Origin of the sequence: Microbacterium sp. SA39, assembly GCF_000967865.1 — a bacterium.
Lineage (GTDB): Bacteria > Actinomycetota > Actinomycetes > Actinomycetales > Microbacteriaceae > Microbacterium.
Map to the genome: position 1 here is coordinate 107595 of NZ_JXRU01000028.1, position 22253 is coordinate 129847.

26 protein-coding genes and 1 pseudogene are annotated in these 22253 nt (G+C 68.5%); 14 read left to right on the forward strand and 13 right to left on the reverse strand.

The annotated features are described in order from the left end of the window. Positions 1 to 28 precede the first annotated feature (28 nt). Complete coding sequence (locus RS85_RS05015; RefSeq protein WP_046012325.1) at positions 29 to 367, reverse strand: HepT-like ribonuclease domain-containing protein; 339 nt, start codon at positions 365 to 367, stop codon at positions 29 to 31. Continuing rightward, the gene (locus RS85_RS20175) at positions 364 to 1047 is read right to left on the reverse strand and encodes a helix-turn-helix domain-containing protein (protein WP_327037201.1); all 684 of its coding nucleotides are present in this window, start codon (positions 1045 to 1047) and stop codon (positions 364 to 366) included. Before RS85_RS20175 ends, RS85_RS05015 begins: the two co-directional genes overlap by 4 nt. Here RS85_RS20175 and RS85_RS05025 point away from each other — a divergent pair. From RS85_RS05025 to RS85_RS05035, 3 genes are read left to right on the forward strand one after another with little or no spacing between them, the layout of a single operon-like run. Continuing rightward, positions 929 to 1396: a class I SAM-dependent methyltransferase gene (locus RS85_RS05025; RefSeq protein WP_052703409.1), complete on the forward strand. Its 468-nt coding sequence runs from the start codon at positions 929 to 931 to the stop codon at positions 1394 to 1396. The two genes, RS85_RS20175 and RS85_RS05025, sit on opposite strands and share 119 nt — an antisense overlap. Positions 1397 to 1410: 14 nt before the next feature. After that, complete coding sequence (locus tag RS85_RS05030; RefSeq protein ID WP_046012326.1) at positions 1411 to 2031, forward strand: HhH-GPD-type base excision DNA repair protein; 621 nt, start codon at positions 1411 to 1413, stop codon at positions 2029 to 2031. A gap of 1 nt (position 2032) precedes the next feature. Next, positions 2033 to 2458, forward strand: coding sequence for a DUF1801 domain-containing protein (locus RS85_RS05035; protein WP_046012327.1), 426 nt, complete (start codon positions 2033 to 2035; stop codon positions 2456 to 2458). A gap of 97 nt (positions 2459 to 2555) precedes the next feature. On the opposite strand, the gene RS85_RS05040 is transcribed toward RS85_RS05035, so the two are convergent. After that, on the reverse strand, positions 2556 to 3707 hold the full coding sequence (locus RS85_RS05040) for an epoxide hydrolase family protein (protein WP_046012328.1): 1152 nt from the start codon (positions 3705 to 3707) through the stop codon (positions 2556 to 2558). A gap of 69 nt (positions 3708 to 3776) precedes the next feature. Between RS85_RS05040 and RS85_RS05045 the strand changes: the two genes are divergently transcribed. Then, complete coding sequence (locus tag RS85_RS05045; protein ID WP_046012329.1) at positions 3777 to 4745, forward strand: helix-turn-helix transcriptional regulator; 969 nt, start codon at positions 3777 to 3779, stop codon at positions 4743 to 4745. Here RS85_RS05045 and RS85_RS05050 read toward each other — a convergent pair. Further along, on the reverse strand, positions 4732 to 6117 hold the full coding sequence (locus RS85_RS05050) for a glycine--tRNA ligase (protein ID WP_046012330.1): 1386 nt from the start codon (positions 6115 to 6117) through the stop codon (positions 4732 to 4734). The genes RS85_RS05045 and RS85_RS05050 overlap by 14 nt on opposite strands. A 126-nt stretch (positions 6118 to 6243) precedes the next feature. Here RS85_RS05050 and RS85_RS05055 point away from each other — a divergent pair, with 126 nt between their 5' ends. Beyond that, positions 6244 to 7713, forward strand: a complete 1470-nt coding sequence (locus tag RS85_RS05055; protein WP_046012331.1) for a peptide MFS transporter — start codon at positions 6244 to 6246, stop codon at positions 7711 to 7713. Positions 7714 to 7722: 9 nt separating this feature from the next. On the opposite strand, the gene RS85_RS05060 is transcribed toward RS85_RS05055, so the two are convergent. Then, positions 7723 to 8412 carry a GNAT family N-acetyltransferase gene (locus RS85_RS05060; RefSeq protein WP_046012332.1) on the reverse strand — a complete coding sequence of 230 codons (690 nt, stop codon included), beginning with the start codon at positions 8410 to 8412 and terminating at the stop codon, positions 7723 to 7725. A 91-nt stretch (positions 8413 to 8503) separates the two neighbouring features. Here RS85_RS05060 and RS85_RS05065 point away from each other — a divergent pair, with 91 nt between their 5' ends. After that, positions 8504 to 9943, forward strand: a complete 1440-nt coding sequence (locus RS85_RS05065; protein WP_082087496.1) for an MFS transporter — start codon at positions 8504 to 8506, stop codon at positions 9941 to 9943. Between the two features lie 2 nt (positions 9944 to 9945). On the opposite strand, the gene RS85_RS05070 is transcribed toward RS85_RS05065, so the two are convergent. From RS85_RS05070 to RS85_RS05085, 4 genes are all read right to left on the reverse strand, one after another. After that, entirely contained in the window at positions 9946 to 10347 is a 402-nt protein-coding gene (locus RS85_RS05070; RefSeq protein WP_046012333.1) for a hypothetical protein, read from the reverse strand. Then, positions 10347 to 11288: a serine hydrolase gene (locus RS85_RS05075; RefSeq protein ID WP_046012334.1), complete on the reverse strand. Its 942-nt coding sequence runs from the start codon at positions 11286 to 11288 to the stop codon at positions 10347 to 10349. The genes RS85_RS05070 and RS85_RS05075 overlap by 1 nt, the downstream gene beginning before the upstream one ends. Positions 11289 to 11401: 113 nt before the next feature. After that, positions 11402 to 13384, reverse strand: coding sequence for a M13 family metallopeptidase (locus tag RS85_RS05080; RefSeq protein ID WP_046012335.1), 1983 nt, complete (start codon positions 13382 to 13384; stop codon positions 11402 to 11404). Positions 13385 to 13409: 25 nt separating this feature from the next. Continuing rightward, entirely contained in the window at positions 13410 to 13955 is a 546-nt protein-coding gene (locus tag RS85_RS05085; protein WP_235282339.1) for a J-domain-containing protein, read from the reverse strand. A 49-nt stretch (positions 13956 to 14004) separates the two neighbouring features. Here RS85_RS05085 and RS85_RS05090 point away from each other — a divergent pair, with 49 nt between their 5' ends. After that, positions 14005 to 15327: an MATE family efflux transporter gene (locus RS85_RS05090; protein WP_046012337.1), complete on the forward strand. Its 1323-nt coding sequence runs from the start codon at positions 14005 to 14007 to the stop codon at positions 15325 to 15327. Positions 15328 to 15443: 116 nt separating this feature from the next. Continuing rightward, a complete protein-coding gene (locus RS85_RS05095) occupies positions 15444 to 15734 on the forward strand; it encodes a hypothetical protein (RefSeq protein WP_046012367.1) in 291 nt (96 codons plus the stop codon). A gap of 21 nt (positions 15735 to 15755) precedes the next feature. Here RS85_RS05095 and RS85_RS05100 read toward each other — a convergent pair whose 3' ends face one another. Both RS85_RS05100 and RS85_RS05105 read right to left on the reverse strand, forming a co-directional pair. Next, positions 15756 to 16223 (reverse strand): VOC family protein, encoded by a 468-nt coding sequence (locus RS85_RS05100; RefSeq protein ID WP_046012368.1) that lies wholly within the window; start codon positions 16221 to 16223, stop codon positions 15756 to 15758. Between the two features lie 70 nt (positions 16224 to 16293). Further along, entirely contained in the window at positions 16294 to 16974 is a 681-nt protein-coding gene (locus tag RS85_RS05105; RefSeq protein ID WP_235282340.1) for a TrmH family RNA methyltransferase, read from the reverse strand. 70 nt (positions 16975 to 17044) lie between these two features. Here RS85_RS05105 and RS85_RS05110 point away from each other — a divergent pair, with 70 nt between their 5' ends. From RS85_RS05110 to RS85_RS19815, 6 genes are read left to right on the forward strand one after another with little or no spacing between them, the layout of a single operon-like run. Continuing rightward, positions 17045 to 18334: an Nramp family divalent metal transporter gene (locus RS85_RS05110; protein WP_442921922.1), complete on the forward strand. Its 1290-nt coding sequence runs from the start codon at positions 17045 to 17047 to the stop codon at positions 18332 to 18334. 35 nt (positions 18335 to 18369) lie between these two features. Continuing rightward, positions 18370 to 18672: a hypothetical protein gene (locus tag RS85_RS05115; protein WP_046012338.1), complete on the forward strand. Its 303-nt coding sequence runs from the start codon at positions 18370 to 18372 to the stop codon at positions 18670 to 18672. A gap of 14 nt (positions 18673 to 18686) precedes the next feature. Further along, on the forward strand, positions 18687 to 19319 hold the full coding sequence (locus tag RS85_RS05120; RefSeq protein WP_046012339.1) for a metal-dependent transcriptional regulator: 633 nt from the start codon (positions 18687 to 18689) through the stop codon (positions 19317 to 19319). Between the two features lie 41 nt (positions 19320 to 19360). Continuing rightward, positions 19361 to 20167 (forward strand): HAD-IIA family hydrolase, encoded by an 807-nt coding sequence (locus tag RS85_RS05125; protein WP_046012340.1) that lies wholly within the window; start codon positions 19361 to 19363, stop codon positions 20165 to 20167. A gap of 3 nt (positions 20168 to 20170) precedes the next feature. After that, on the forward strand, positions 20171 to 20740 hold the full coding sequence (locus RS85_RS05130) for a YdeI/OmpD-associated family protein (RefSeq protein ID WP_046012341.1): 570 nt from the start codon (positions 20171 to 20173) through the stop codon (positions 20738 to 20740). Beyond that, positions 20737 to 20898, forward strand: a complete 162-nt coding sequence (locus RS85_RS19815) for a hypothetical protein (RefSeq protein ID WP_162836761.1) — start codon at positions 20737 to 20739, stop codon at positions 20896 to 20898. The genes RS85_RS05130 and RS85_RS19815 overlap by 4 nt, the downstream gene beginning before the upstream one ends. A gap of 2 nt (positions 20899 to 20900) precedes the next feature. On the opposite strand, the gene RS85_RS05135 is transcribed toward RS85_RS19815, so the two are convergent. Next, a complete protein-coding gene (locus RS85_RS05135) occupies positions 20901 to 22049 on the reverse strand; it encodes an anhydro-N-acetylmuramic acid kinase (protein WP_046012342.1) in 1149 nt (382 codons plus the stop codon). A 72-nt stretch (positions 22050 to 22121) separates the two neighbouring features. Continuing rightward, positions 22122 to 22253, reverse strand: a pseudogene (locus RS85_RS19445) (IS481 family transposase); the annotation flags it as partial.

The following is a 22253-nucleotide window of genomic DNA, read 5'->3' on the forward strand; positions in this document are numbered from 1 at the left end:
CCGCGGTCACTCAGCGGTCACTCATCGGTCACTCTGCGAGCAGCGATGCGATCGCCGCGCGCACGCGGGGAAGATCGGCGCTGAGCGTGGCCCACACCGCGTCATAATCGGTCGCCTCGTAGTGATGCGCGAGCCGGTCCCGCATGCGCTTGATGCTCGACCAGGGCACCTGCGGGTTCGCGACGATCGTTTCATCGCTCAGCCGCGCGACGTTCTCACCGATCTTGATGATGATCGATTCGGCCGCAAGCCCCGGTGTATTGAGTTCGTCCGAGACGAACCATTCGTGGCCGCGACCGGCGAGTCGCGTGCCGTTGTCGCACAACCGCACGATCTCCCGCAACGACCGTTCGTCCCTATCGCTCACGCGGCCACCGCTGACCGGAGGATCGGATGATCAGCGGGGAGCCCTCCGTCTGTGACCACGTCGACCGCGACACCGAGCAACTGCTCGGCGACGACGGAGAACTCGGCGATCGTCAGCAATCCGACGTGCGGCGAGCGGGTGACCAGGATATCGAGGTCGCTCTGCGCGGTGTCCGTGCCCTGCCCCGCGGAGCCGAACACCCGGACGTTACTTAATCCGTACTTCGCAGCGAGCTCCTTGAGTTCCTCACGATGCTGTTCGAGCGCTTCGTGAGGCAAGGGTCTCATGGCCGACCGCAGCCTATCGACCATCGCCGCAGACGGATTCCGCCGCCCGGACTCGTAAGCGGCGATGTTCGGCTGCGCAACGCCGCTGCGTAGCGCGAGCTGCGCTTGGCTGAGCCCAGCTCGCTCACGCGAGTCACGCAGCGTTTCACTCATATCAGGATGATATCGCGCCGATGGACTCGAGGGAAGGATGAAAGAGGGCGGTAGCCACTGGCAGACTTGCTTGACTGCGCGAGGACCCCCGCCGCGAGAGCGTATGCACGAGGAGGCGCGAATGACACGGGATCTGTACTCGCACGCGAGGCTGTACGACCTGTCGTTGGACACGCTGACCGAGGCGCGGCGGAAGGCTGATGAGCGCGGCGTGTCTGTCGAGTGGCAGCAAGGCGACATGCGCGACTTCGACCTCGACAGCGAGTTCAACCTCGTCTTCATCGCGGGCAACGCACTGCTGCACCTGCACGAGGCTGACGACATCGTGCAGTGCTTCCGCGCGGTCAGGCGTCACCTCGCGCCCGGCGGACGGTTCGCATTCGACGTCTTCAATCCCAACGTGCGGCTCCTGGCTGAGGCCGACGGGGTCCGGCGCCCGCGTACATCGTTCAGTGATCCAGGCCGCGGCGAGGTCCACGTCGACGCTGGACTCCGACTGGTCGAGCGCCTGGGCGATTGGGACGGCAGCCCCTTCGGGGCGGACTCCTCGACCCAGCTCTGCATCTGCGAATCCGCCGCCGGGTCGTAGGAGAGGATGGACTCATGGCCCTTCACATCACCGGAGACACCGCCGCCGACGAGCTGCTGACCGACAACCCGCTGGCTCTGCTGGTCGGGATGCTGCTGGATCAGCAGGTCCCGATGGAGACCGCGTTCGCCGGACCGCTCAAGATCGAGCAGCGCACGGGAGCGACGGATGCCGCCGCGATCGCGAGCATGGCCCCGGACGAGTTCCTCGAGGCCTTCAAACAGACGCCCGCCGTGCACCGCTTCCCCGGATCGATGGCCACGCGCGTGCAGACGCTGTGCCAGACGCTCGTCGACGACTGGGGCGGGGACGCCAGCGCGCTCTGGACCCAAGGGGATCCGGACGGTGCCGAGGTCCTGAAGCGCCTGAAGACGCTCCCCGGTTTCGGCGAGCAGAAAGCGAAGATCTTCCTCGCCCTCCTCGGCAAGCAGTACGGCTTCACGGGCTCGGGCTGGCGCGAGGCCGCCGGCGCCTACGGTGACGAGGGATCGTTCCGCAGCGTGGCCGACATCGTCTCCCCCGAATCGCTGACGAAGGTGCGCGAGCACAAGAAGGCGTTGAAGGTTGCCGCGAAGCAGCAAGATCGAGCGAGCGAAGCGAGTCGAGAAACAGCCGCGAAGCAGCCGAAGGCCTGACATGGAGCCGACCGGGAACGACGTCGCCGGGCTGATCGCTCGTTCCTCTCCCGCGACGCGTCGGCGGGACGCCGAGATGCTGACCGCGCTGATGCAGGACATCTCGGGCCGCGAGCCGGCGACCTGGGGCACGATCATCGGCTTCGGCTCCTGCCACTACCGGTATCCGACCGGCACCGAGGGCGACACCGCGCTTCTCGCGTTCTCACCGCGCAAGGCTTCGACGACGATCTACCTGCTCGACGGCACCGCGGCCCACGCCGACGCGCTCGCCCAGCTCGGCCCGCACACCACCGCGGTGAGCTGCGTCTACATCAAAGACCTCGAGCAGGTCGACCTCGACGTGCTCCGCGGCATCCTGGAGCGCTCGCTCGCCTGGGTCGAATCCGGCGGCGGCCCCGCGATGGGACTCACCGTCACCGACTGACCCGCCCCTGCAGAGCGACCCCCTTCGCGACGAACCGGCCCCTCGCGAACGTTCGCAAGGGGCCGGTTCGATCACGGAGGGGCCGGTCGTCAAGGGGTCAGCGCAGCCCGGCGAAGAACGCGCGGATGTCGGCGGCGACGAGATCCGGACGCTCGAGGGCGGCGAAGTGCCCACCCTCGTCGAACCGACTCCAGTGCACGATGTTCGAGTTGTCGCGCTCTGCGAACACCCGGATCGTCTGGAAGTCGTCCGCGAAGACGGCGACCCCGGTCGGTGCGGCGTTGATCTGCGGCGCCTCGCCCTCGCCGGCATCCGCCCGGGCGTTCTCGAGGTAGCTGCGGCTCATGCCGGATGCCGCGTTCGCGAACCAATTCACGCTGACCTCGAGCAGGATCTGCTCGAGCGTCACGAGCGAGGTCCCGTTGCCGAACGAGTTGAACAGCTCGCTGTATGCCAGCAGCCCGATGGGCGAGTCGCTGATCCCGACCGACACCGTCTGCGGCCGCGATGAGTTCATCGTGTTGTAGCCGCCGACCGACTGGAACCACTGCATGTGCTCGAGGCCGGCGTAGTCCTGCGGCTCCAGACGCTCGAACTCGGACGGATCTCCCGAGGGGAACGAGAACAGCTGCAGCACGTGCAGGCCGAGGAACCCCTTCGGGTTGAGCAGCCCGAGTTCGCGCGCGACCATCGCACCGTTGTCGGAGCCGTGGATGCCGTAGCTGTCGTAGCCGAGGCCGCGCATCAGCTGGTCATACGCGGCGGCCACTTTGCCGACTGTCCAACCGGCCGACGCGAGCGGCTGCGAGAAGCCGTAGCCCGGAGCATCCGGGATCACGACGTCGAAGGCGTCCTCCGCCCGGCCGCCGTGGGCCACTGGATCGACGAGACGGTCGATCACGTCGAGGTAGTCGACGGCCGAGCCGGGGTAGGTGTGCGCGAGGATCAGCGGCGTCGCGCCTTCGATACCTGAGCGGACGTGGATGAAGTGGATCGTCTGCCCGTCGATCTCGGTCGTGAAGTGCGGCACGGCGTTGATGCGCTCCTGGGCTGCTGCCCAGTCGAACGCGCGCCATGCGTCGGTGGCCTCACGAAGGTAGGAGTTCGGGGTGCCGGCATCCCAGTCGTCCGTCGGGGAAGGCTGCGGAAGACGGGTGCGAGCGAGGCGATCCTGCAGATCGGCGATCTCGGCGTCGGAGACCGAGACGGTGAAGGGGCGGATGCTGAGGGGAGCGGTTGTCTTGTTCATGACTTCGACGATACGAGGCTAATAGGTAGGATACGTTCCTAATAAACGCGCGACTTTGAAGGAGTTGTCATGGCCGATCCGACCGCTCGTCTGCTGGCCTTGTTGTCTCTGCTGCAGGCGGGCCCCGAGCGTTCAGGCCGCGATCTCGCGGAGCGTCTCGGTGTCTCGATGCGCACCATCCGCCACGACGTCGATCGGCTGCGTGAGCTCGGCTATCCGGTCGACGCCACGCGCGGCGCCATCGGCGGATACCGGCTCGGCGCGGGCGGCAAGCTCCCGCCTCTCCTGCTCGACGACGAGGAGGCGGTGGCGGTGACCGTGGGCCTGCAGGCCGCCGCCGGGATCGCCGGCGTCGAGGAGTCGGGGGCACGGGCCCTCGCGAAGCTCGAGCAGGTGCTCCCCTCGCACCTGCGCCCGATGGTCGACGCGCTGCGGTCGACGATCGACCGCGCTCCCGAGAACAACGACACGGATGCGCCGGATCCCGAGGTCGACGCGACCGTGCTCCGCGAGATCGCCGGCGCGATCCGCAATGAGGAGTGGCTGCGTTTCGACTACCAGGACGCGTCGGTGCTGGTGGAGCCCTACCGACTGCTCACCTGGCATCGCCGGTGGTACCTGGTGGGCCGCGATCCGCAGTCCGGCGACTGGCACACGTACCGCGTGGACTGGATGGAACTGCGGATGCCGACGCGACGGCGCTTCGAACCGCAGCCGCTGCCCGGGGGTGACTACACCGCGTTCATGATGCGCACCATCGCGGAGAGCGGGTGGAAGGTGCACGCGCGACTGCTCATCGATGCACCGACGCAACAGGTGCTCGACCGCATCCATCCGGCCGTCGGCGCGGTCGAGCCGATCGACGAAGACCACTGCGTGCTCGTGACCGGCGCCGACAGCCTCGACACCGTCGCGGCCTACATCGGGATGCTCATGATGGACTTCACCGTCGAGAGCCCGCCCGAGCTCCTCCCCCGACTGCAGGTGCTCTCCGAGCGCTATGCCCGCGCGGTCGCCGGGTCGGTCACGCCCCCTTGAGGCGCTCCGCGAGGTACGCGTGCAGTTCATCGATCGCGACGCGCTCTTGCGCCATCGAGTCGCGGTCGCGCACGGTGACCGCGTTGTCGTCGAGCGAGTCGAAGTCGACCGTGACGCAGAACGGAGTGCCGATCTCATCCTGACGGCGGTAGCGGCGACCGATCGCGCCGGCGTCGTCGAAGTCGACCGCCCAGGAGCTGCGGAGCGTGTCGGCGACCTCGCGGGCGAGCGGCGACAGCTTCTCGTTGCGCGAGAGCGGCAGCACCGCGGCCTTGACCGGGGCGAGGCGCGGATCGAGCTTCAGCACCGTGCGCACGTCGGTGCCGCCCTTGGCGTTCGGCACCTCCTCCTCGCGGTACGCGTCCACGAGGAACGCCATCATGGCGCGCGTGAGTCCGAACGACGGCTCGATCACGTACGGGGTGTAGCGCTCGCCCGTGGCCTGGTCGAAGTAGCTGAGGCTCTGGCCGGACGCCTCGCTGTGGCTCGACAGGTCGTAGTCGGTGCGGTTGGCGACGCCCATGAGCTCGCCCCACTCCTTGCCGGTGAAGCCGAACTTGTACTCGACGTCGATCGTGCCGGCGGAGTAGTGCGCCCGGTCGTCTTCCGGAACGTCGAACTGACGCATGTTCTCGGGATCGATGCCCAGATCGATGAACCAGTTCCAGCACGCCTCGACCCAGTGCTCGAACCACTCCTGCGCGTCGGCCGGCGGGGTGAAGAACTCGATCTCCATCTGCTCGAACTCGCGGGTGCGGAAGATGAAGTTTCCGGGAGTGATCTCGTTGCGGAACGCCTTGCCGACCTGGCCGATGCCGAACGGCGGCTTCTTGCGGCTGGCGGTGAGCACGTTCGAGAAGTTCACGAAGATGCCCTGGGCCGTCTCGGGGCGGAGGTAGTAGAGGCCCGACTCGTCATCGACGACGCCGAGGTAGGTCTTCACGAGACCGGAGAACGCCTTGGGCTCGGTGTACTGGCCCTTGGTGCCGCAGTTGGGGCAGGGGATGTCGGCGAGACCGTTCTCGGCCTTGCGTCCCTTGCGCGCCTCGAAGTCTTCGATGAGGTTGTCGGCGCGGAAGCGCTTGTGGCACTGCAGGCACTCGACCAGCGGGTCGGTGAACGTGGCGACGTGACCCGACGCCTCCCACACGCGCTTGGGCAGGATGATGCTGGAGTCGAGGCCCACCATGTCGCCGCGGCCGCGCACGAACGTCTGCCACCACTGGCGGCGGATGTTCTCCTTGAGCTCGGTGCCGAGGGGGCCGTAGTCCCATGCCGAACGCGAACCGCCGTAGATCTCACCGGCCTGGAACACGAACCCGCGGTGGCGGGCGAGGGCGATGACCTTGTCGAGGCGGGACTGTTCGGCCATGGTGGCTCCAATGGTCGGATGCGGGAGGGAGCCCGTGACACGGGCAGTCCCATTCTATCGACGGCCGACTCGTGCGTCCGTGCTCAAAGCTGGGCCGCCGAGCTTGTCGAGGGGTACCGTCGTGGCATGAGCACAGCGCAGCCGACCGATGAGGCACGCCACGAGGACACCCGCTTCTTCGGACAACCGGGAGCGCTCGTACACATCTTCGGCGTCGAGATGTGGGAGCGGTTCAGCTTCTACGGCATGCAGGGCATCCTGCTCATCTACCTGTACTACTCGGCGACCCAGGGCGGCCTCGGCATCCCCGAAGCGGTCGCCGGCGGCATCGTCGGCGCCTACGGCGGATCGGTGTACCTCGCCACGATCCTCGGCGCGTGGCTCGCGGATCGCCTGTTCGGATCCGAGCGCGTGCTGTTCGTCAGCGCCATCGTCATCGTGGCCGGGCACATCGCGCTCGCGCTCATCCCCGGTGTGCTCGGCGTCGGCGTCGGGCTGGTGCTCGTGGCGCTCGGCTCCGGTGGACTCAAGGCGAACGCCACCGCCGTCGTCGGCACGCTCTACGCACCGGACGACACCCGGAGGGATGCCGGATTCTCGCTGTTCTACCTCGGGATCAACCTCGGCGCGTTCCTCGGACCGATACTCACCGGCATCCTGCAGTCCACCCTCGGCTTCCACTGGGGCTTCGGGCTGGCGGCAGTCGGCATGACGCTGGGGCTGGTGCAGTACTCGTTCGGTCGACGCTCGCTCCCCGATCGAGCCCGCGCTGTCCCGAATCCGCTGCCGGCGTCCCGCTACCCGCTCGTCGTGATCATCGCCGTCGCCGCCCTCGCGGCGATCGCGGTGCTCGTGCTCACGGGCGTGATCCGCGACGACAACCTCGCCGCGATCGTCATCAGCGTCACGGTCGTCGCCGCGATAGCGTACTTCGCGGTGATCCTCACCAGCCGTCGCATCGATGCGACGGAGCGCTCGCGCGTCTGGGGCTTCGTCCCGCTGTTCATCACGAGTGTCGCGTTCTGGTCGCTCTACCAGCAGCAGTTCACGGTGCTGACGATCTACTCCGACAAGCGCCTGGACCGCTCGCTCTTCGGCTGGGAGATGCCGGTCTCGTGGGTGCAGTCGATCAACCCGGTGTTCATCATCATCCTCTCCGGCGTCTTCGCCGCTCTCTGGACGAGACTCGGGAAGCGCCAGCCCTCGACGCCGGTGAAGTTCGGGCTCGCCGCGATCATCATGGGGTCCGCGTTCCTGCTGTTCCTGCCGTTCGCGGGCGGAGGAGAGAACACCACGCCGGTGCTCGCGATCGTCGGCATCCTGTTCGTCTTCACCGTTGCCGAACTGCTGCTCTCGCCGGTCGGTCTGTCGGCGAGCACGAAGCTCGCCCCGGCCGTATTCCAGACGCAGATGGTGGCGCTGTTCTTCCTGTCCGTCGCGCTGGGCACGGCGATCTCGGGGCAGCTCGTGTCGTTCTACGACCCGCAGAACGAGGTGCCGTACTTCTCGATCCTCGGGGTCATCGCGATCATCGTCGGCATCGGCATGCTGCTGGCCGTGAAGCCGGTGCTGAAGCTCATGCGCGGGGTGCGCTGATCAGGGCTGTCACGCCGTGAAGAGGTAGCCGCGCTCGACGTCGAAGCCGGCAACGTGCAGGCCGCGTCCGAGCCGCTCCTCCATCTGCGCGCGCAGACGGGTGCGCCACTCGTGAGCGGCATCCGGGTCGGACTCGCGCAGCGACTCGATGTCGGAGGGGATCTCGAGAGTCTCGACGACGGCGTCGGATGCCGGGGGCTTCGCGATGTCGGCCAGCGCCCACTCGACGTCGAGGCGGTCGCTCTCGTCGCCGGCGTCGCCGCCACCGAAGATGCCGTAGCGGTTCACGGAGTAGCCGGTCACGCGCGCGCCGAGCACGTCGAGGAAGAAGTGGGCGTTGCGCGCGACGAGGGGGTCGAACGTCCACGTGATGCGACCGACGTCGCGGGAGAACGCCCACTGACGCTGGTGCTCCTTGAGCTCGCGTCCCCATCCGCGGCCCCGGTACTCCGGGATCAGGGCGGTGATGTGCGAATGCATCGCACGTCTGCCCGGCTCACCGAAGAAGGCGATGGAGGCGCCGACCATGCGCTCGTCGTCTCCCTCGCCGTCGAACAGTCCGACGACGTAGTTCCCGGACTGCTGCAGAGCGCGCAGGGTGCCGGCATCGATCACACGCTGCGGACCTCTGATGGAGTCGAGCAGGCTCTGGGCGTCGATGATGAGTTCAACGGTGTCGAGATCACGGATGGTTCGCACGTACCCAGTCTGCCCCTCTCGTGCCGGTTCGCGGAAACCGGATCCCGATCCGCGCGGCCCCCGCTCGCTCGCGCGCCGATAGCCTTGGTCGGTGGGTGCGAACGATGACAGGGCCAGGAAGCGCCTCTCTCGAACCCCGAAGAGATGGCCGATCGTCGCCGTGCTCGCGTTCGCGGGCCTGTGCGCGTCGTTCATGTTCACGCTCGTGGTGCCGCTGCAGGCCGAACTGCCCGAACTGCTGAACGCCTCCCGCGAGGACACCACGTGGGTCGTCACGATCACGCTGCTGGTCGCGGCGGTGGCCACGCCGATCTCGGGCCGCCTCGGCGACATGTACGGCAAACGCCGCGTCGTCGTCGTGCTGCTGATCCTCCTCATCATCGGCTCCGTCATCGCGGCGCTCTCCGGTTCGATCGTCGGCGTCATCATCGGCCGCGGTCTGCAGGGGGCCGTCACGGGCGTCGTCCCGCTCGGCATCGCGATCATGCGCGATGTGCTCCCCACCGACCGCCTGGGCACCGCCGTCGCCCTGATGAGCGCCACGATGGGTATGGGCGGCGCGATCGGACTCCCGGCCGCGGCCCTGCTCGCCGAGCACGCCGACTGGCATACGCTGTTCTGGCTGGCGGCCGCCCTCGGTGCTGCCGGCCTCGCGCTGGTGCTCCTCGTGGTCCCCGGCGACGTGCTCCGCTTCCCGGGACGCCTCGACGTGCTCGGGGCGATCGGGCTCGGTGTCGGGCTCACCGGCATCCTGCTCTTCGTCTCCCGGGGCGCGCAGTGGGGCTGGACCTCGCCGATCTCGCTCACGTGCGTCATCGGCGGCGTCCTGGTGCTGCTGGTGTGGGGCTGGTACCAGTTGCGCACGAAGGATCCGCTGCTCGATCTGCGGGTCGCCGCCCGACCCGCCGTGCTCTTCACCAACATCGCCGCGATCGGCATGGGCTTCGCCCTGTTCGGATCGAACGTCACCTTCCCGCAGCTGCTGGAGATGCCGACCTCGAGCGCCGGTTTCGGGCTCGACATGGTCGGCGCGGCACTCGTGGTCATGCCCGCCGGGCTCGTGATGATGTTCATCTCGCCGCTGTCGGGCCGACTCGAGCGCACGGTCGGCCCGCGTCCGCTCTTCACGATCGGCGCCGGTGCCATCGTGCTCGCCTACCTGTTCGTGCTGCTGTGGTCGAGCGAGATCTGGCACATTCTGGCGGCCAACATCCTCATCGGCGTGGGCATCGGGTTCAGCTTCGCCGCCATGCCGATGATCATCATGCGCTCCGTGCCGGCGAACGAGACCGGCGCGTCCAATGGCCTGAACGCCCTGTTCCGCTCGATCGGCACGTCCAGCGCCTCGGCGGTGATGGGCGGGATCCTCGCGGCGATGAGCGTCGACATCGACGGCGTCGCCGTGCCCACCCGCGCCGCCTTCGACGTGTGCTTCTGGCTCGCGATCGCCGCCGGGCTCGTCGCCGTGGTGCTGTCGCTGTTCATCCCGAAGCAGCGCAGCGCCGAGCAGCACCCGTCATTGCCGAACTGACCTCACCCCGAGAGGGTGCGCGGGTCCGGGTCGTGATCGCGCGGCGGACGCAGCCGGTCCGGAAGCGGCCAGGTGAGCACGAACTGCGCGGTGGCCGGTCGTGTCATGTCACCGAAGTCGTCGATCTTCACCACGATCCGCCCGGGAACGCCGTCGTCATCCGGCGTCACCTCGAGGATGCGCACCCGCAGCGGGCGATCGCCCTCGCCCTCCAGCATCCACGGGTCGGCGAGCCAGGCGATGCCATGCTGCTCGAGGGCGTCTTCGGCGTCCAGCCACTCCGTCGGGTCGGATGCCGGGCGGCCGAGCACGTCGACGGCGACCCAGTCGTCGCCCTCGGGGTGCATCCAGCCGAGCAGCTCGCCGTCGTCGCGGCGATGCGGGGTCCAGTCACCCGCCACCATCAGTGTGTGTACTCCATCAGCTCGACGCCCAGCACACGGAACACGTCATGGGCGCGCAGTCGGTGCGTGATCGAGAGATCGTCGAAGCAGACGATGAGCGAGTACGCGATCCCGGCACGAGGACCGGCGAGCACGCCCGCCTCGGCGCGCACGCCGCGATCGCGCCCGGTCTTGTTGATGAAGAGCAGTCCGTGCTGATCGTGATCGTGGGAGAACGGATCGAGCCCCGTGGATGCCGCCACCAGGCTGAGGTCCTGGTTCAGGCTGAGCCACTCCGACACCTGCGCGCTGACCGCGGCGTCGACCACCTGCGAGTTCACGAGCGCCGAGAAGAGGCCAGCGAATTCCCGCGCAGACCCCACCGCGACGTGGGGAGCATCGTCGGGGCCACGCTGATCGCGGAACCGGTCGAGCAGCGCCGTGCGGCGCAGCCCGAGAGATTCGATGCGCTGGCGCACCTTGTCATGCCCGACCTTGTGCAGCAGCGCGTTGACCGCGATCGGGTCGCCGGCGGTCGCGGCGAGCACAGCGAGGTCTTCCAGCGGCAGCGCCGGTGCGTGCAGGTGCCGCCACAGCCCCGAGGTTTCGACCGCGTCGACAGTCGTCCGGTCGATGATCTCGAACGGGTCGAGGGTGCCGTTCTCGAATCCCGCCGCCACCTCGATGAGGAGCGGCACGACCCCGAGTCCCGCGACGGGCATCGTGACGTGATCGTCGCCGGACAGCACGTGCACATGACTGTCGAGGTCGACGACGTGCACCGAGACCTGTGCCCCGGCATCCGCCAACTCCTCCAGCGACCTCAGCGTCGACGTGAAGGATCGGCGCCCGACGGCGGCTCGTCTCGGGAGGCGCCGGCTGGCGCGCTGCGAGCGGCGACCGCCGTCAGAGGCCGGGGCGGAAGAGTTGCGAAACCCTTCGAAAGGCTCGGGAGCGCCCACGCGTGATCCTTAGGGGGGAGGGATTTGCGGGATGCCGAAAGGGATGCGCTCCCCAGCGGCAGGGCTATCGTAACCCCACCGCCGGGGTAGGCCTCACAGAGGGCGGTGATTGGTCACCAGATGGTCACCCGGGACTCCCCCGGCAGCCACAGCGCGTCATCTTCGGTGACCCCGAACGCCGCATAGAAGGCATCGATGTTGCGCACGATCTGGTTGCAGCGGAACTCGTTCGGCGAGTGCGGGTCGATCGTCAGCAGACGCAGCGTCTCGGCGTCGCGGCTCTTCTGCTGCCACACCTGCGCCCACGACAGCAGCAGCCGTTGCACGCCCGTGTAGCCGTCGATGACCGGCCCTTCAACGGGCCCGGAGCCCGACGAAGGATCCAGCGACAGTTCGTACGCCTTGAGCGCGATGCCGAGTCCGCCGAGGTCGCCGATGTTCTCGCCGATGGTCAGCGCGCCGTTGACGTGGTGCTCCGCGTCGAGGCCCTCGGGCACGAGCTCGTCGTACTGCGCGATGAGCGCCGTGGTGCGCTCCTCGAAGGCGGCGCGATCGGCATCCGTCCACCAGTCCTCGAGTAGGCCGGAACCGTCGTAGCGGCTGCCCTGATCGTCGAAGCCGTGACCGATCTCGTGGCCGATGACCGCGCCGATGCCGCCGTAGTTCGCCGCCGCATCACGCGACGCGTCGAAGAAGGGGTATTGCAGGATCGCCGCCGGGAACACGATCTCGTTCATCGACGGGTTGTAGTACGCGTTGACCATCTGCGGTGGCATGTGCCACTCGTCGCGGTCGATGGGCTTGCCGACCTTGTCGACGTGACGGTCGTGTCCGAAGATCGCGGCGCGGCGCACGTTGCCGAACAGGTCGGAGCGGTCGATCACAAGGCTCGAGTAGTCGCGCCACTCCTTCGGGTGACCGATCTTGGGCGTGAAGGCATCGAGCTTGGCGAGCGCCCGCTCCCGGGTCTCGGCCGTCATCCACTCGAGCTTCGTGATGCTCTGGCGGTAAGCCTCGATGAGGTTCGCGACCAGCTCGTCCATCGCGGCCTTCGCCGTCGGCGGGTAATGGCGCTCGACGTAGACCTTGCCGATCGCCTCGCTCAGCGCGCCCTCGGTCACCGAGACGCCGCGCTTCCAGCGCTCGCGGATCGTGGGGACGCCGGTGAGCTCGGTGCCGTAGAACGAGAAGTTCTCCTGCACGAAGTCGTCGGTCAGGTACGGGGCGGCGGCGTGCACGACCTGCGACCGCAGCCAGGCCTTCCAGTCATCGAGGCGCTCGACGGCGAGGAGCGTGCCGAGCCCCTCCAGGAAGCTCGGCTGCGAGACGACGACCTCGGCGAATGCCGCCGGGTTCGACGGGGCGACCGCGTCCCGCCAGGGCTCGAGGTCGACGCCCGCGAGCTCCTGGATCTCGGCCCACGTCTTCAGGTTGTACGTCGCCACAGCGTCGCGGCTCTTCACATTGTCCCAGTGGTGACCGGCCAGCTCGGTCTCGAGCGCGATGGCGCGGTCGGCCTGGGCGGCGGCATCCGAGATCCCGGCGAGGGCGAGCAGGCGCTCCAGGTGCGCGCGGTAGGCGGCCCTGGTCGCCTCGAAGGTGTCGAGGCGGAAGTAGCTCTCGTCGGGCAGCGACAGGCCGGACTGCACGACGACCGGCACGTAGCGCTCGGGGTCGCCGGGGTCGCCGTCGACGTAGAAGCCGATCAGGTGCGCGCGCCCGTCGCGGTCATAGGCGCCGACCGTGCGGAGGAAATTCGGGATGCCGTCGATCGCGTCGATCTCGGCGAGGGTCTCGGCGAGCGGACTCACGCCGGCGGCGTCGATGCGCTCGGTGTGCATGAAGCTCGCGAACATGTCGCCGATCTTGCGGGCGAGGGTGCCGTCCTCGGCATCCTGCGATTCCTCGATGATCGCCCTGACGTCTTTCTCAGCCTGCTCCGCGAGCAGGTGGAACGACCCCCATCTGGCCTTGTCGCCCGGAATCTCGGTGCGGGCGAGCCAGGCGCCGTTCACGTGGCGGTACAGGTCGTCCTGCGGGCGGATGTCGGAGCTGAACTCGGAAACGGCGAGGCCCACGGGAAGAACGTCAGTCATGCGAACAGCCTATGACCCGCCTCCCTCATTCGGCCTTGCGACGTCTCCAGCGGCGACGACGCGGGGGCGTCTCAGGAGCGGATGCCGCGGCTCGGGCGCCCCTGCGCTCGCGCCAGGCAGCGACCGCCGCCTCGATGTCACGCGGCGGCGTGACGACGGGCGGTCCGCCCTGCAGCTGGCGGCGCGCCTCGATCACTCGACGGTTGAAGTCCTCGAGCACCTCGCGCACATCGGACTCGCGTCCGAGCAGATCGAGCTGCCCGTCGAGCTCCCGATCCTCGTTGCGCAGCAGGATCGCGGGCGGGCCCAGCCCGGTGAGGTTCTCGGTCTCGATCTTGCGGCGGATCCACCAGTCCGGATCCTGGTGCTCGCCCAGGCCCTCGAGCGGCTTGCCCGCGCCGGGCAGGTCGTCGAAGTCGCCGCGGCGGATCGCCACCTGGATCGCCGTCTCGATGAAGGCGGCTCTGTCGACGGCGGCCCCGATCCCGGGTGCCGAGCCCTCGTCGTCTTCGCCGATCTCGCCCCGCTGCTTAGCGCGGTAGCGCTCCGCTGCCTCTCGTGGGTCCGTCATGATGCACCTCCGCCGCATCCGAGCTCTCCCTCCACCCTAAGCTCGGAGGATGACCGCGCGCCTCTCCCTCAATCGAGAGATCCTGCGCCTCGCCGTACCCGCCCTGGGGGCGCTGATCGCGGAGCCGGCGTTCCTCATCGTCGACGCGGCCCTGGTCGGGCATCTGGGCACGACGCCGCTCGCCGGACTCGGCATCGCCGGAGCCGTGCTGCAGACCATCGTCGGGCTGATGGTCTTCCTGGCGTACTCGACCACTCCGGCCGTGGCTCGGCGCTTCGGCGCGGGGCAGCCCGGCGAGGCCGTGTCGGTGGGCGTGAACGGCATGTGGCTCGCGCTCGCCCTCGGCGCGGTGCTCGCCGCCGTCGGCACAGTCTCCTCGCCGTGGCTCGTGTCGCGCTTCGGCGCGGGCGAGGCGGTCGCCGAACAGGCCAACGCCTACCTCGTCATCTCGATGTGGGGTCTGCCCGCCATGCTGATCGTGTTCGCCGCGACCGGTCTGCTGCGCGGCATGCAGGACACCGTCACTCCGCTGTGGATCGCCGGTCTCGGCTTCGGCGCGAACGCGCTGCTCAATTGGTTGTTCATCTACGGCTTCGGCTGGGGCATCGCGGGTTCGGCCGCCGGAACGGTGACGGCGCAATGGGGCATGGTCGCGGCGTACGTGCTCGTCGTGCGTCGGCTGGCCACGCGGCACAGCGCCTCGCTGCGCGCACAGCGGGCCGGCATGCGCAGCACCGCGGCCTCGGGCGGCTGGCTGTTCCTGCGCACTGTCAGCCTGCGCGCCGCCCTCCTGGTCACAGTGGCGGTGGCCACGGGCATCGGCACCGAGGAGCTGGCGGGATGGCAGATCGTCTTCACGATCTTCTCCGCCGCGGCTTTCGCCCTCGACGCGCTCGCGATCGCCGCCCAGGCCCTGATCGGCAAAGAGCTCGGCGCCGGAGACGAGGAACAGGTGCATCGGGTGCTCGGTCGCACCGTGGCCTGGGGGGTGTGGTTCGGCGTCGTGGTCGGCGCGCTGATCGCCGCCCTCTCCGGGGTGCTCGGGATCGTCTTCACGGGGGATCCGGAGATCGCAGCGCTCGTGCAGCCCGCGCTCATCGTGGCCGCCGTCGCGCAGCCCGTCGCCGGCGTGGTGTTCGTGCTCGACGGGGTGCTCATGGGTGCGAATGACGCGCGCTACCTTGCGCTCGCCGGCGTGCTGAACCTGGTGCCGTTCCTGCCCGCGCTGTGGATCGTCGCGGCTTCGGGCGTCGACGGCAGCGGCGGTCTCGTCTGGCTCGGCGTCGCCTTCTTCGGCGTGTACATGCTCGCGCGCCTGGCCACGCTCGGCTGGCGGGTGCGGTCAGGGCGATGGCTCTCCGCCCAGGTCTAGTCCTGCACAGGAGCGGCTGAAACCGGGTTATGCACAGCCTCCGGCCCCGCGATATACAGCGCCCCCAGCCCCTGGCATCCTCGGATCACGGGAGTCACAATGGGGGGATGCTGGGGATGAATGAACCACAGATCTGGACACTGATCGGTGTCTTCGCCGCGGGGATGTTCGGCACGATCACGCTGATGTCGACGATGTTCGTGCGCATGATGCAGAACGGGTTCGACAGCGTGCGGAAAGAGTTCAAGAGCGAGTTCGCGAGCGTGCGGACGGAGCTCCGGGGTGAGTTCACGAATGTGCGAACGGAGTTCCGGAGCGAGTTCCAGGCCGTGAACGGACGCATCGATCACCTGGATCGCGATCTCAACGCGGTCTATCGCCACCTGTTCGGCATCGACCGTAGCTGAGCGAACGGCCCGGGGGCAGCGTCAGGCGATCTCGAGGTCGGCGATCACGATCTTCTTCATGTGCATGAGCGCCTGGATCTGCTCCGGGCGCTGCTGCAGCAGATCGAGGCCCGCGGGGACGATCTGCCAGCTCACCCCGAACCGGTCCTTGCACCAGCCGCACGCCTCCGACTCCGGAACCGCGGAGAGCGCCCGCCAGTAGTGGTCGATCTCGTCCTGATCCGCGCACTCGATCACGAACGACACGGCCTCGTTGAACGTGAACGCCGTCCCGCCGTCGATGCAGCCGAACGGAGTGCCGTTCAGGGTGAACATGCCGCTGATCACCTTGCCGCCCATGCCCTCGAAGTGCTCGCTGAGGTTCTCTTCGGGGTAGAGGGTCACCTCGTCGATCGACGAGTTCGGGAACACCGAGACGTAGTACTCCATCGCCTCCTGCGCGGAATCATGGAACCAGAGATACGGGCGGATGGGTGCAGGGCTTGCCATGTCGGCCTCCTCGATCGGCACTCACGCTACGCCCGCGGATGTCGCGTGTCGAGGGGCTTCTGCCGCGCGATCAGACCGCGTATCTCCGGCACCACTCGTACATGATCACGGCAGCCGCCGCGCTGGCGTTGATCGAGCGCGTCGAGCCGTACTGCGTGATCTCGATGTGGGCGGATGCCGCGGCGAGCGCCTCCGCCGACAGCCCGGGCCCCTCCTGTCCGAACAGCAGCACGCAGGTCTGCGGCAGCTCGGCCCGATGCACCGGCACGGCGCCGTCGACGTTGTCGACCGCGATGATCGGGAGCCCCTCCCCCGCCGCCCAGGCCGCGAAGGTCTCGACGTCTTCGTGGTGCACGACGTGCTGGTATCGGTCGGTGACCATGGCGCCGCGCTTGTTCCAGCGGCGCCGACCGATGATGTGCACGGTGTCGGCGAGGAACGCGTTCGCGCTGCGCACGATCGACCCGATGTTCATGTCGTGCTGCCAGTTCTCGATGGCGACGTGGAACGGATGCCGCTGCGTGTCGAGATCCGCGACGATCGCCTCCATGCGCCAGTAGCGGTAGCGGTCGATGACGTTGCGGGTGTCGCCCGCCGCCAGCAGCTCCGGGTCGTAGCGGTCGTCATCGGGCCAGGCTTCTGCGCCACCCGGCCACGGACCGACGCCGTAACCGGGCTGCGCCACCGAGCCGGTATGAATCGACGCGACGGCATCCGGTTCGGCATCCGGTGCCGGTGTCTCTGCATGCATCCCGCCAGGCTATCCGCCGCCGCCGCCACCCTCTCTTTTCGGCGCACCGAAATAACGCTATGGTTTCGGTGTGCCGAAAAATTCTCCGTCAGTGTTGACGCCCGTCGTCCGCACCTCCGCTCCCCCCCATGGTCTCTGGCTGCTCGGCCCGGCCCTCGTGGCGGGCGTGGCGTACCTCGACCCGGGCAACGTCGCGAGCAACATGACCGCCGGCGCACAGTACGGGTACCTGCTGGTCTGGGTCGTGATCGCGGGCAACGTGATGGCGTGGCTGATCCAGTACCTCTCGGCGAAGCTGGGCGTCGTCACCGGTCAGAGCCTGCCGGAGGTGCTCGGCACCCGCCTGCGACGCCCGTGGGCTCGCCGCGCGTACTGGCTGCAGGCCGAGCTCGTGGCGATGGCGACCGATCTCGCCGAGGTCATCGGCGGCGCTGTCGCGCTGTACCTGCTGTTCGACATCCCGCTGCTGCTGGGCGGCGTGATCACCGGCGCCGTATCGATGATCCTGCTGGCCGTGCAGAGCCGACGCGGCGCTCGCCCTTTCGAATTCGTGATCATCGGCCTGATGGTGATCATCACCGTGGGCTTCGTCGCCGGGGTCTTCATCGCGCCGCCGGACCCTGCTGGCGTCCTGGGCGGCCTCGTCCCGCGCTTCGAGGGGACGGGGTCGGTGCTGCTCGCGGCATCCATCCTCGGCGCGACGATCATGCCGCACGCGATCTACGCGCACTCCTCACTCGCCCGCGACCGTTTCGGAGCGACGTCGGCGCACGCCCCCGATGAGGCGATCCGCACCGAGACCTCGCGCATCCGCCGACTGCTCACCGCGACGCGCTGGGACGTGTCCATCGCGATGGTGATCGCCGGGTCGGTGAACCTCGGCATCCTGCTGCTGGCCGCGGCGAACCTCGCCGGCGTCGAGGGCACCGATTCGCTCGAGGGGGCGCACGCCGCGCTCGCGGCGGGGCTCGGCCCGGTCGTCGCGACGTTCTTCGCGGTGGGCCTGCTGGCCTCGGGGCTCGCTTCCACCTCGGTCGGCGCCTACGCGGGAGCCGAGATCATGCACGGCCTGCTGCACGTGCGCATCCCGCTCCTCGCCCGCCGCCTCGTGACGCTGATCCCTGCCCTCGTGATCCTCGGGATCGGGGTCGACCCGACACTCGCCCTCGTGCTCAGCCAGGTCGTGCTGTCGTTCGGCATCCCCTTCGCCCTGGTCCCGCTGGTGGCGCTCACCGCCCAGCGGCGCACGCTCGGCGTCTGGGCGAATCGCGTCTGGACGACCGCAGCCGGCATCGTGGCATCCGTCCTGCTGATCGCGCTCAACGCGACGCTCCTCTGGCTCGTGCTCAACGGCGCGTGAGATCCTTCCCCGGAGTCGCGGATAGGCTCGACAGCATGACTGCCGAACCCGCCCGCCGCACCGTCCGCATCCTCACCTGGATCGGTATCGCGACCGGCGTCATCGGTGGCCTCCTCATCGCGTTCCCGAAGGTGCTGCCCATCGGCGGTCCGTGGGTGCAGCTCGCCCTCGGCGTCGCGACCCTCGTGCTGGCGTTCCGCGCGCGCAAAGTCGGCATCGCGGAGATCCCCGAGTTCGACGGTCGCCTCTCGCTGTTCGCCGCCCTCCTCGGGTTCCTCGTGGTGTTCTTCGCCGGTCAAGTCGCCTTCGGCCTGATCATGAGCGCCGGGAACGGCTGATCTAGGCTGGAATCGTGGCTTCCCCCGCAGCAGACGACTACCTGAAGACCGTCTACGCGCATACCGAATGGCAGGATGCGCCGATCACGCCGTCGGTCCTCGCCGCGAAGCTCGGCATCGCTCCCTCGTCGGTCACCGAGATGGTGAAGAAGCTCGCGGCCGCGGGCCTCGTCTCTCACGTGCCCTACGGTGCCGTACGACTGACGGATGCCGGAACGCACCGCGCCCTCGCGATGGTGCGCCGCCACCGCCTGATCGAGACCTGGCTCGTGCAGGAGTTCGGCTACGGGTGGGACGAGGTGCACGACGAAGCCGAGGTGCTCGAGCACACCATCAGCGACCGACTGCTCGAGGGCATCGACGAGCGCCTCGGCCGGCCCCGGTTCGATCCGCACGGCGATGCGATCCCGGATGCCGACGGCGTCGTCGCGCGCGAGCCGTTCGTGCTCCTCGCGGATGCCGAGGTCGGTCACGTCGGCCGCGTGCTCCGGGTCGACGACCGGGATCCGGAACTGCTGCGCGCCCTCGAGGGTGCCGGTGTCACCGTCGCCGCGACCCTGCAGCTGACAACCGCCGGCATCGAGCTCGACGGCGTCGAGATCGCCCTTCCGAAAGGGGCATCCGACGTCGTCTGGCTGAGCGCGTAGAAGGATGGGCCGGTGTCACCTCTCCCCTCTAGGCTGTGCACATGGCTCAACGAGACGACATCGAATGCTGGCTCACCGACATGGACGGCGTGCTCGTCCACGAGAACGATGCCATCCCCGGAGCATCCGAGCTGCTCGCCGGATGGGAGAGCGCGGGTATCCCCTACCTGGTGCTCACGAACAACTCGATCTTCACCGCGCGTGACCTCTCGGCGCGCCTCCGTACGAGCGGACTGCACGTGCCGGAGGAGCGCATCTGGACCTCGGCTCTCGCGACTGCGGCGTTCCTGCAGCAGCAGCTGCCCGGCGGTTCGGCCTTCGTGATCGGCGAGGCCGGCATCCTCACCGCGCTGCACGACGCGGGCTTCATCATGACCGAGACGAATCCCGACTTCGTCGTCGTCGGCGAGACGCGCAACTACTCGTTCGAGGCGATCACGAAGGCGATCCGCCTCATCATCGGCGGCGCGCGCTTCATCGTCACGAACCCGGATGCCACCGGCCCGAGCGCCGACGGACCACTGCCCGCGACGGGCGCGATCGCCGCGCTCATCACCAAGGCCACCGGCAAGGAGCCCTACGTCGTCGGCAAGCCCAACCCGATGATGTTCCGCTCAGCGCTCAACAAGATCGGCGCCCACTCGAAGCGCACCGGCATGATCGGCGACCGCATGGACACCGACGTCGTCGCCGGTATCGAGGCCGGACTGCACACGATCCTGGTGCTCACCGGCATCAGCGACCAGGCCGAGATCGAGAAGTACCCGTTCCGTCCCGACGAGATCGTGCAGTCGGTCGCCGACCTGCTGCCGCGCATCACCGACACGATCAAGACGATCGAGAAGTGATCCATGGGCGCGCTGGACGAGGGTGAGCGGGTCAGGGCGTCGGATGCCGCGACCTGGCGCGCCTGGCTCGACGAGAACCACACGCGCGCGGCAGGAGTCTGGCTGCTGAGCGTGCGCGGTAGCCGCACGGAGGGCGTCGGCTACGAGGATGCGGTGCGTCAGGCGCTGTGCTTCGGGTGGATCGACGGCCCGGTGCGCACGTTCGACGACGACACCGTCGGTCAGTGGTTCTCACCTCGGCGCCCAGGAAGCGGCTGGGCGGCGACGAACAAGGCGCGCCTCCTGGAGCTCGAACGTGACGGTCAGCTCGCTCCGGCCGGCATCCGCGCCATCGAGGTCGCGAAGGCGAACGGCTCGTGGACGATGCTCGACGGGCCCGAGGCCGGGATCGAGCCCGATGAGCTCACCGCCGCACTCGACGCCGTGCCGCCAGCCCGCGAGAACTGGGACGCGTTCCCGAAGTCGGTCAAGAAGTTCGGCCTGACCCATATCGCGATGGCGAAGCGGCCCGAGACCAGATCTGCCCGGATCGCGAAGATCGTGGCGGATGCCGCGGAAGGGAAGCGCCCATGAACCAGAGCGACCTGCTGTTCCTCGTCGTGTTCCTGATCCTGATCACGTCGCTGACGGTGATCATCGTGCAGTTCGTGCGGTCCCGCCGTCGCGGCGGATCGGATGACGGCGGCGGCAACTGGTGGGAAGGCCCCTGGGACGACGACCGGAAGCGCTGAGCTCAGGAGAGGACGAGACTCACGACCGCCTCGACAGGTTCCGGCATCCGCAGAAGCCCTGCACCCGGGGTGATCGTGCCGAGGATGCGCGGCTCGCGCGCGCCGGTCGCGGCCGGGAGCACGGCGGCGACGCCGTGCATGGTGCACCAGCCGATGAGCGCGAAGAGGATCGCCTCCTTGCTGTCGACGGAGGCTCCGAGCTCGTCGGCGAGCACGACGTCGACCTCGGGGAGCGCGGTGCGGAGGCCGTCCATGATGAGCGGGTTGTGGCATCCTCCTCCGGACACGGCGAGGAACCCGACCCCCGCCGAGCGCACATCCCGCGCGACGGTCTGCACCGTCAGCTCGGTGAGCGTGCGCACCAGATCGCGCGTCGCGATCTCGCGACCTGCGGTGTGCGCGCGGACGTAGTCGAGGTGGAAGTGCTCCTTGCCGGTGCTCTTCGGGGCGGGAAGGGCGTAGTAGGGGTCGGCGAGGAGCGCGGCGAGGAGTTCTTGGTCGACCGCGCCCGTGCGCGCGACCGAGGCGTCGGTGTCGTATCCGCGAGGGTCGAGCTCTTCTGCGACGATCACCGCGTCGACCAGGGCGTTGGCCGGGCCGATGTCGTATGCCGAGACCTGATCGCCGACCACGGTCATGTTCGCGATGCCGCCGAGGTTGAGCGCGGCCGTGACGCCCGGACGCCCGCGCAGCAGCAGTTCGTCGAGGAACGAGACCAGCGGTGCGCCGTGTCCGCCCGCGGCGATGTCGCGGATGCGCACGTCAGAGACGACCGGCGCTCCCACAGCCTCGGCGATCCAGGCCGGCTGCCCGATCTGCAGCGTTCCGCGCGCGTGGTCGCCGTCGACCCAGTGGTACACGGTCTGCCCGTGCGTGCACACCGCGTCGACACCGCCGACGGCTGCGGCGGCATCCGCCGCGACCCGCGCGAACGCCTGTCCGATGAGGGTGTCGAGCTCGCAGACCTCGGCGAAGGTGGTGGATGCCGGGGGCAGCGCCGCGACCAGGCGGGATCGTAGGTCGGGGTCGTAGGGGACGCTGTCCTCGTGGAGCACGGAGCCTCGTAGGGCCCCGGCGGTCTCCTGGAAGTCGACGACGACGACGTCGATCCCGTCGTGGGAGGTGCCCGAGAGGAGGCCGAGAACGCGCATGTAGGGATCCCTTCACTTGATGCTTTCGAGGGTACGCGGGTTTTGTTAGGCGAGTGAACGGATGCCGGGCGACTAGCTGTGATGTCCAGGCAGGTTGTTGAGTCTGCTGATGGGTGGGGCTCCGACGGCGGAGTGGTGCCTGTGATGATTGTAGAAGTGGATCCAGCCCGGTAGGGCAGCGCGTCGTTGGGTCTCCGATTCGTA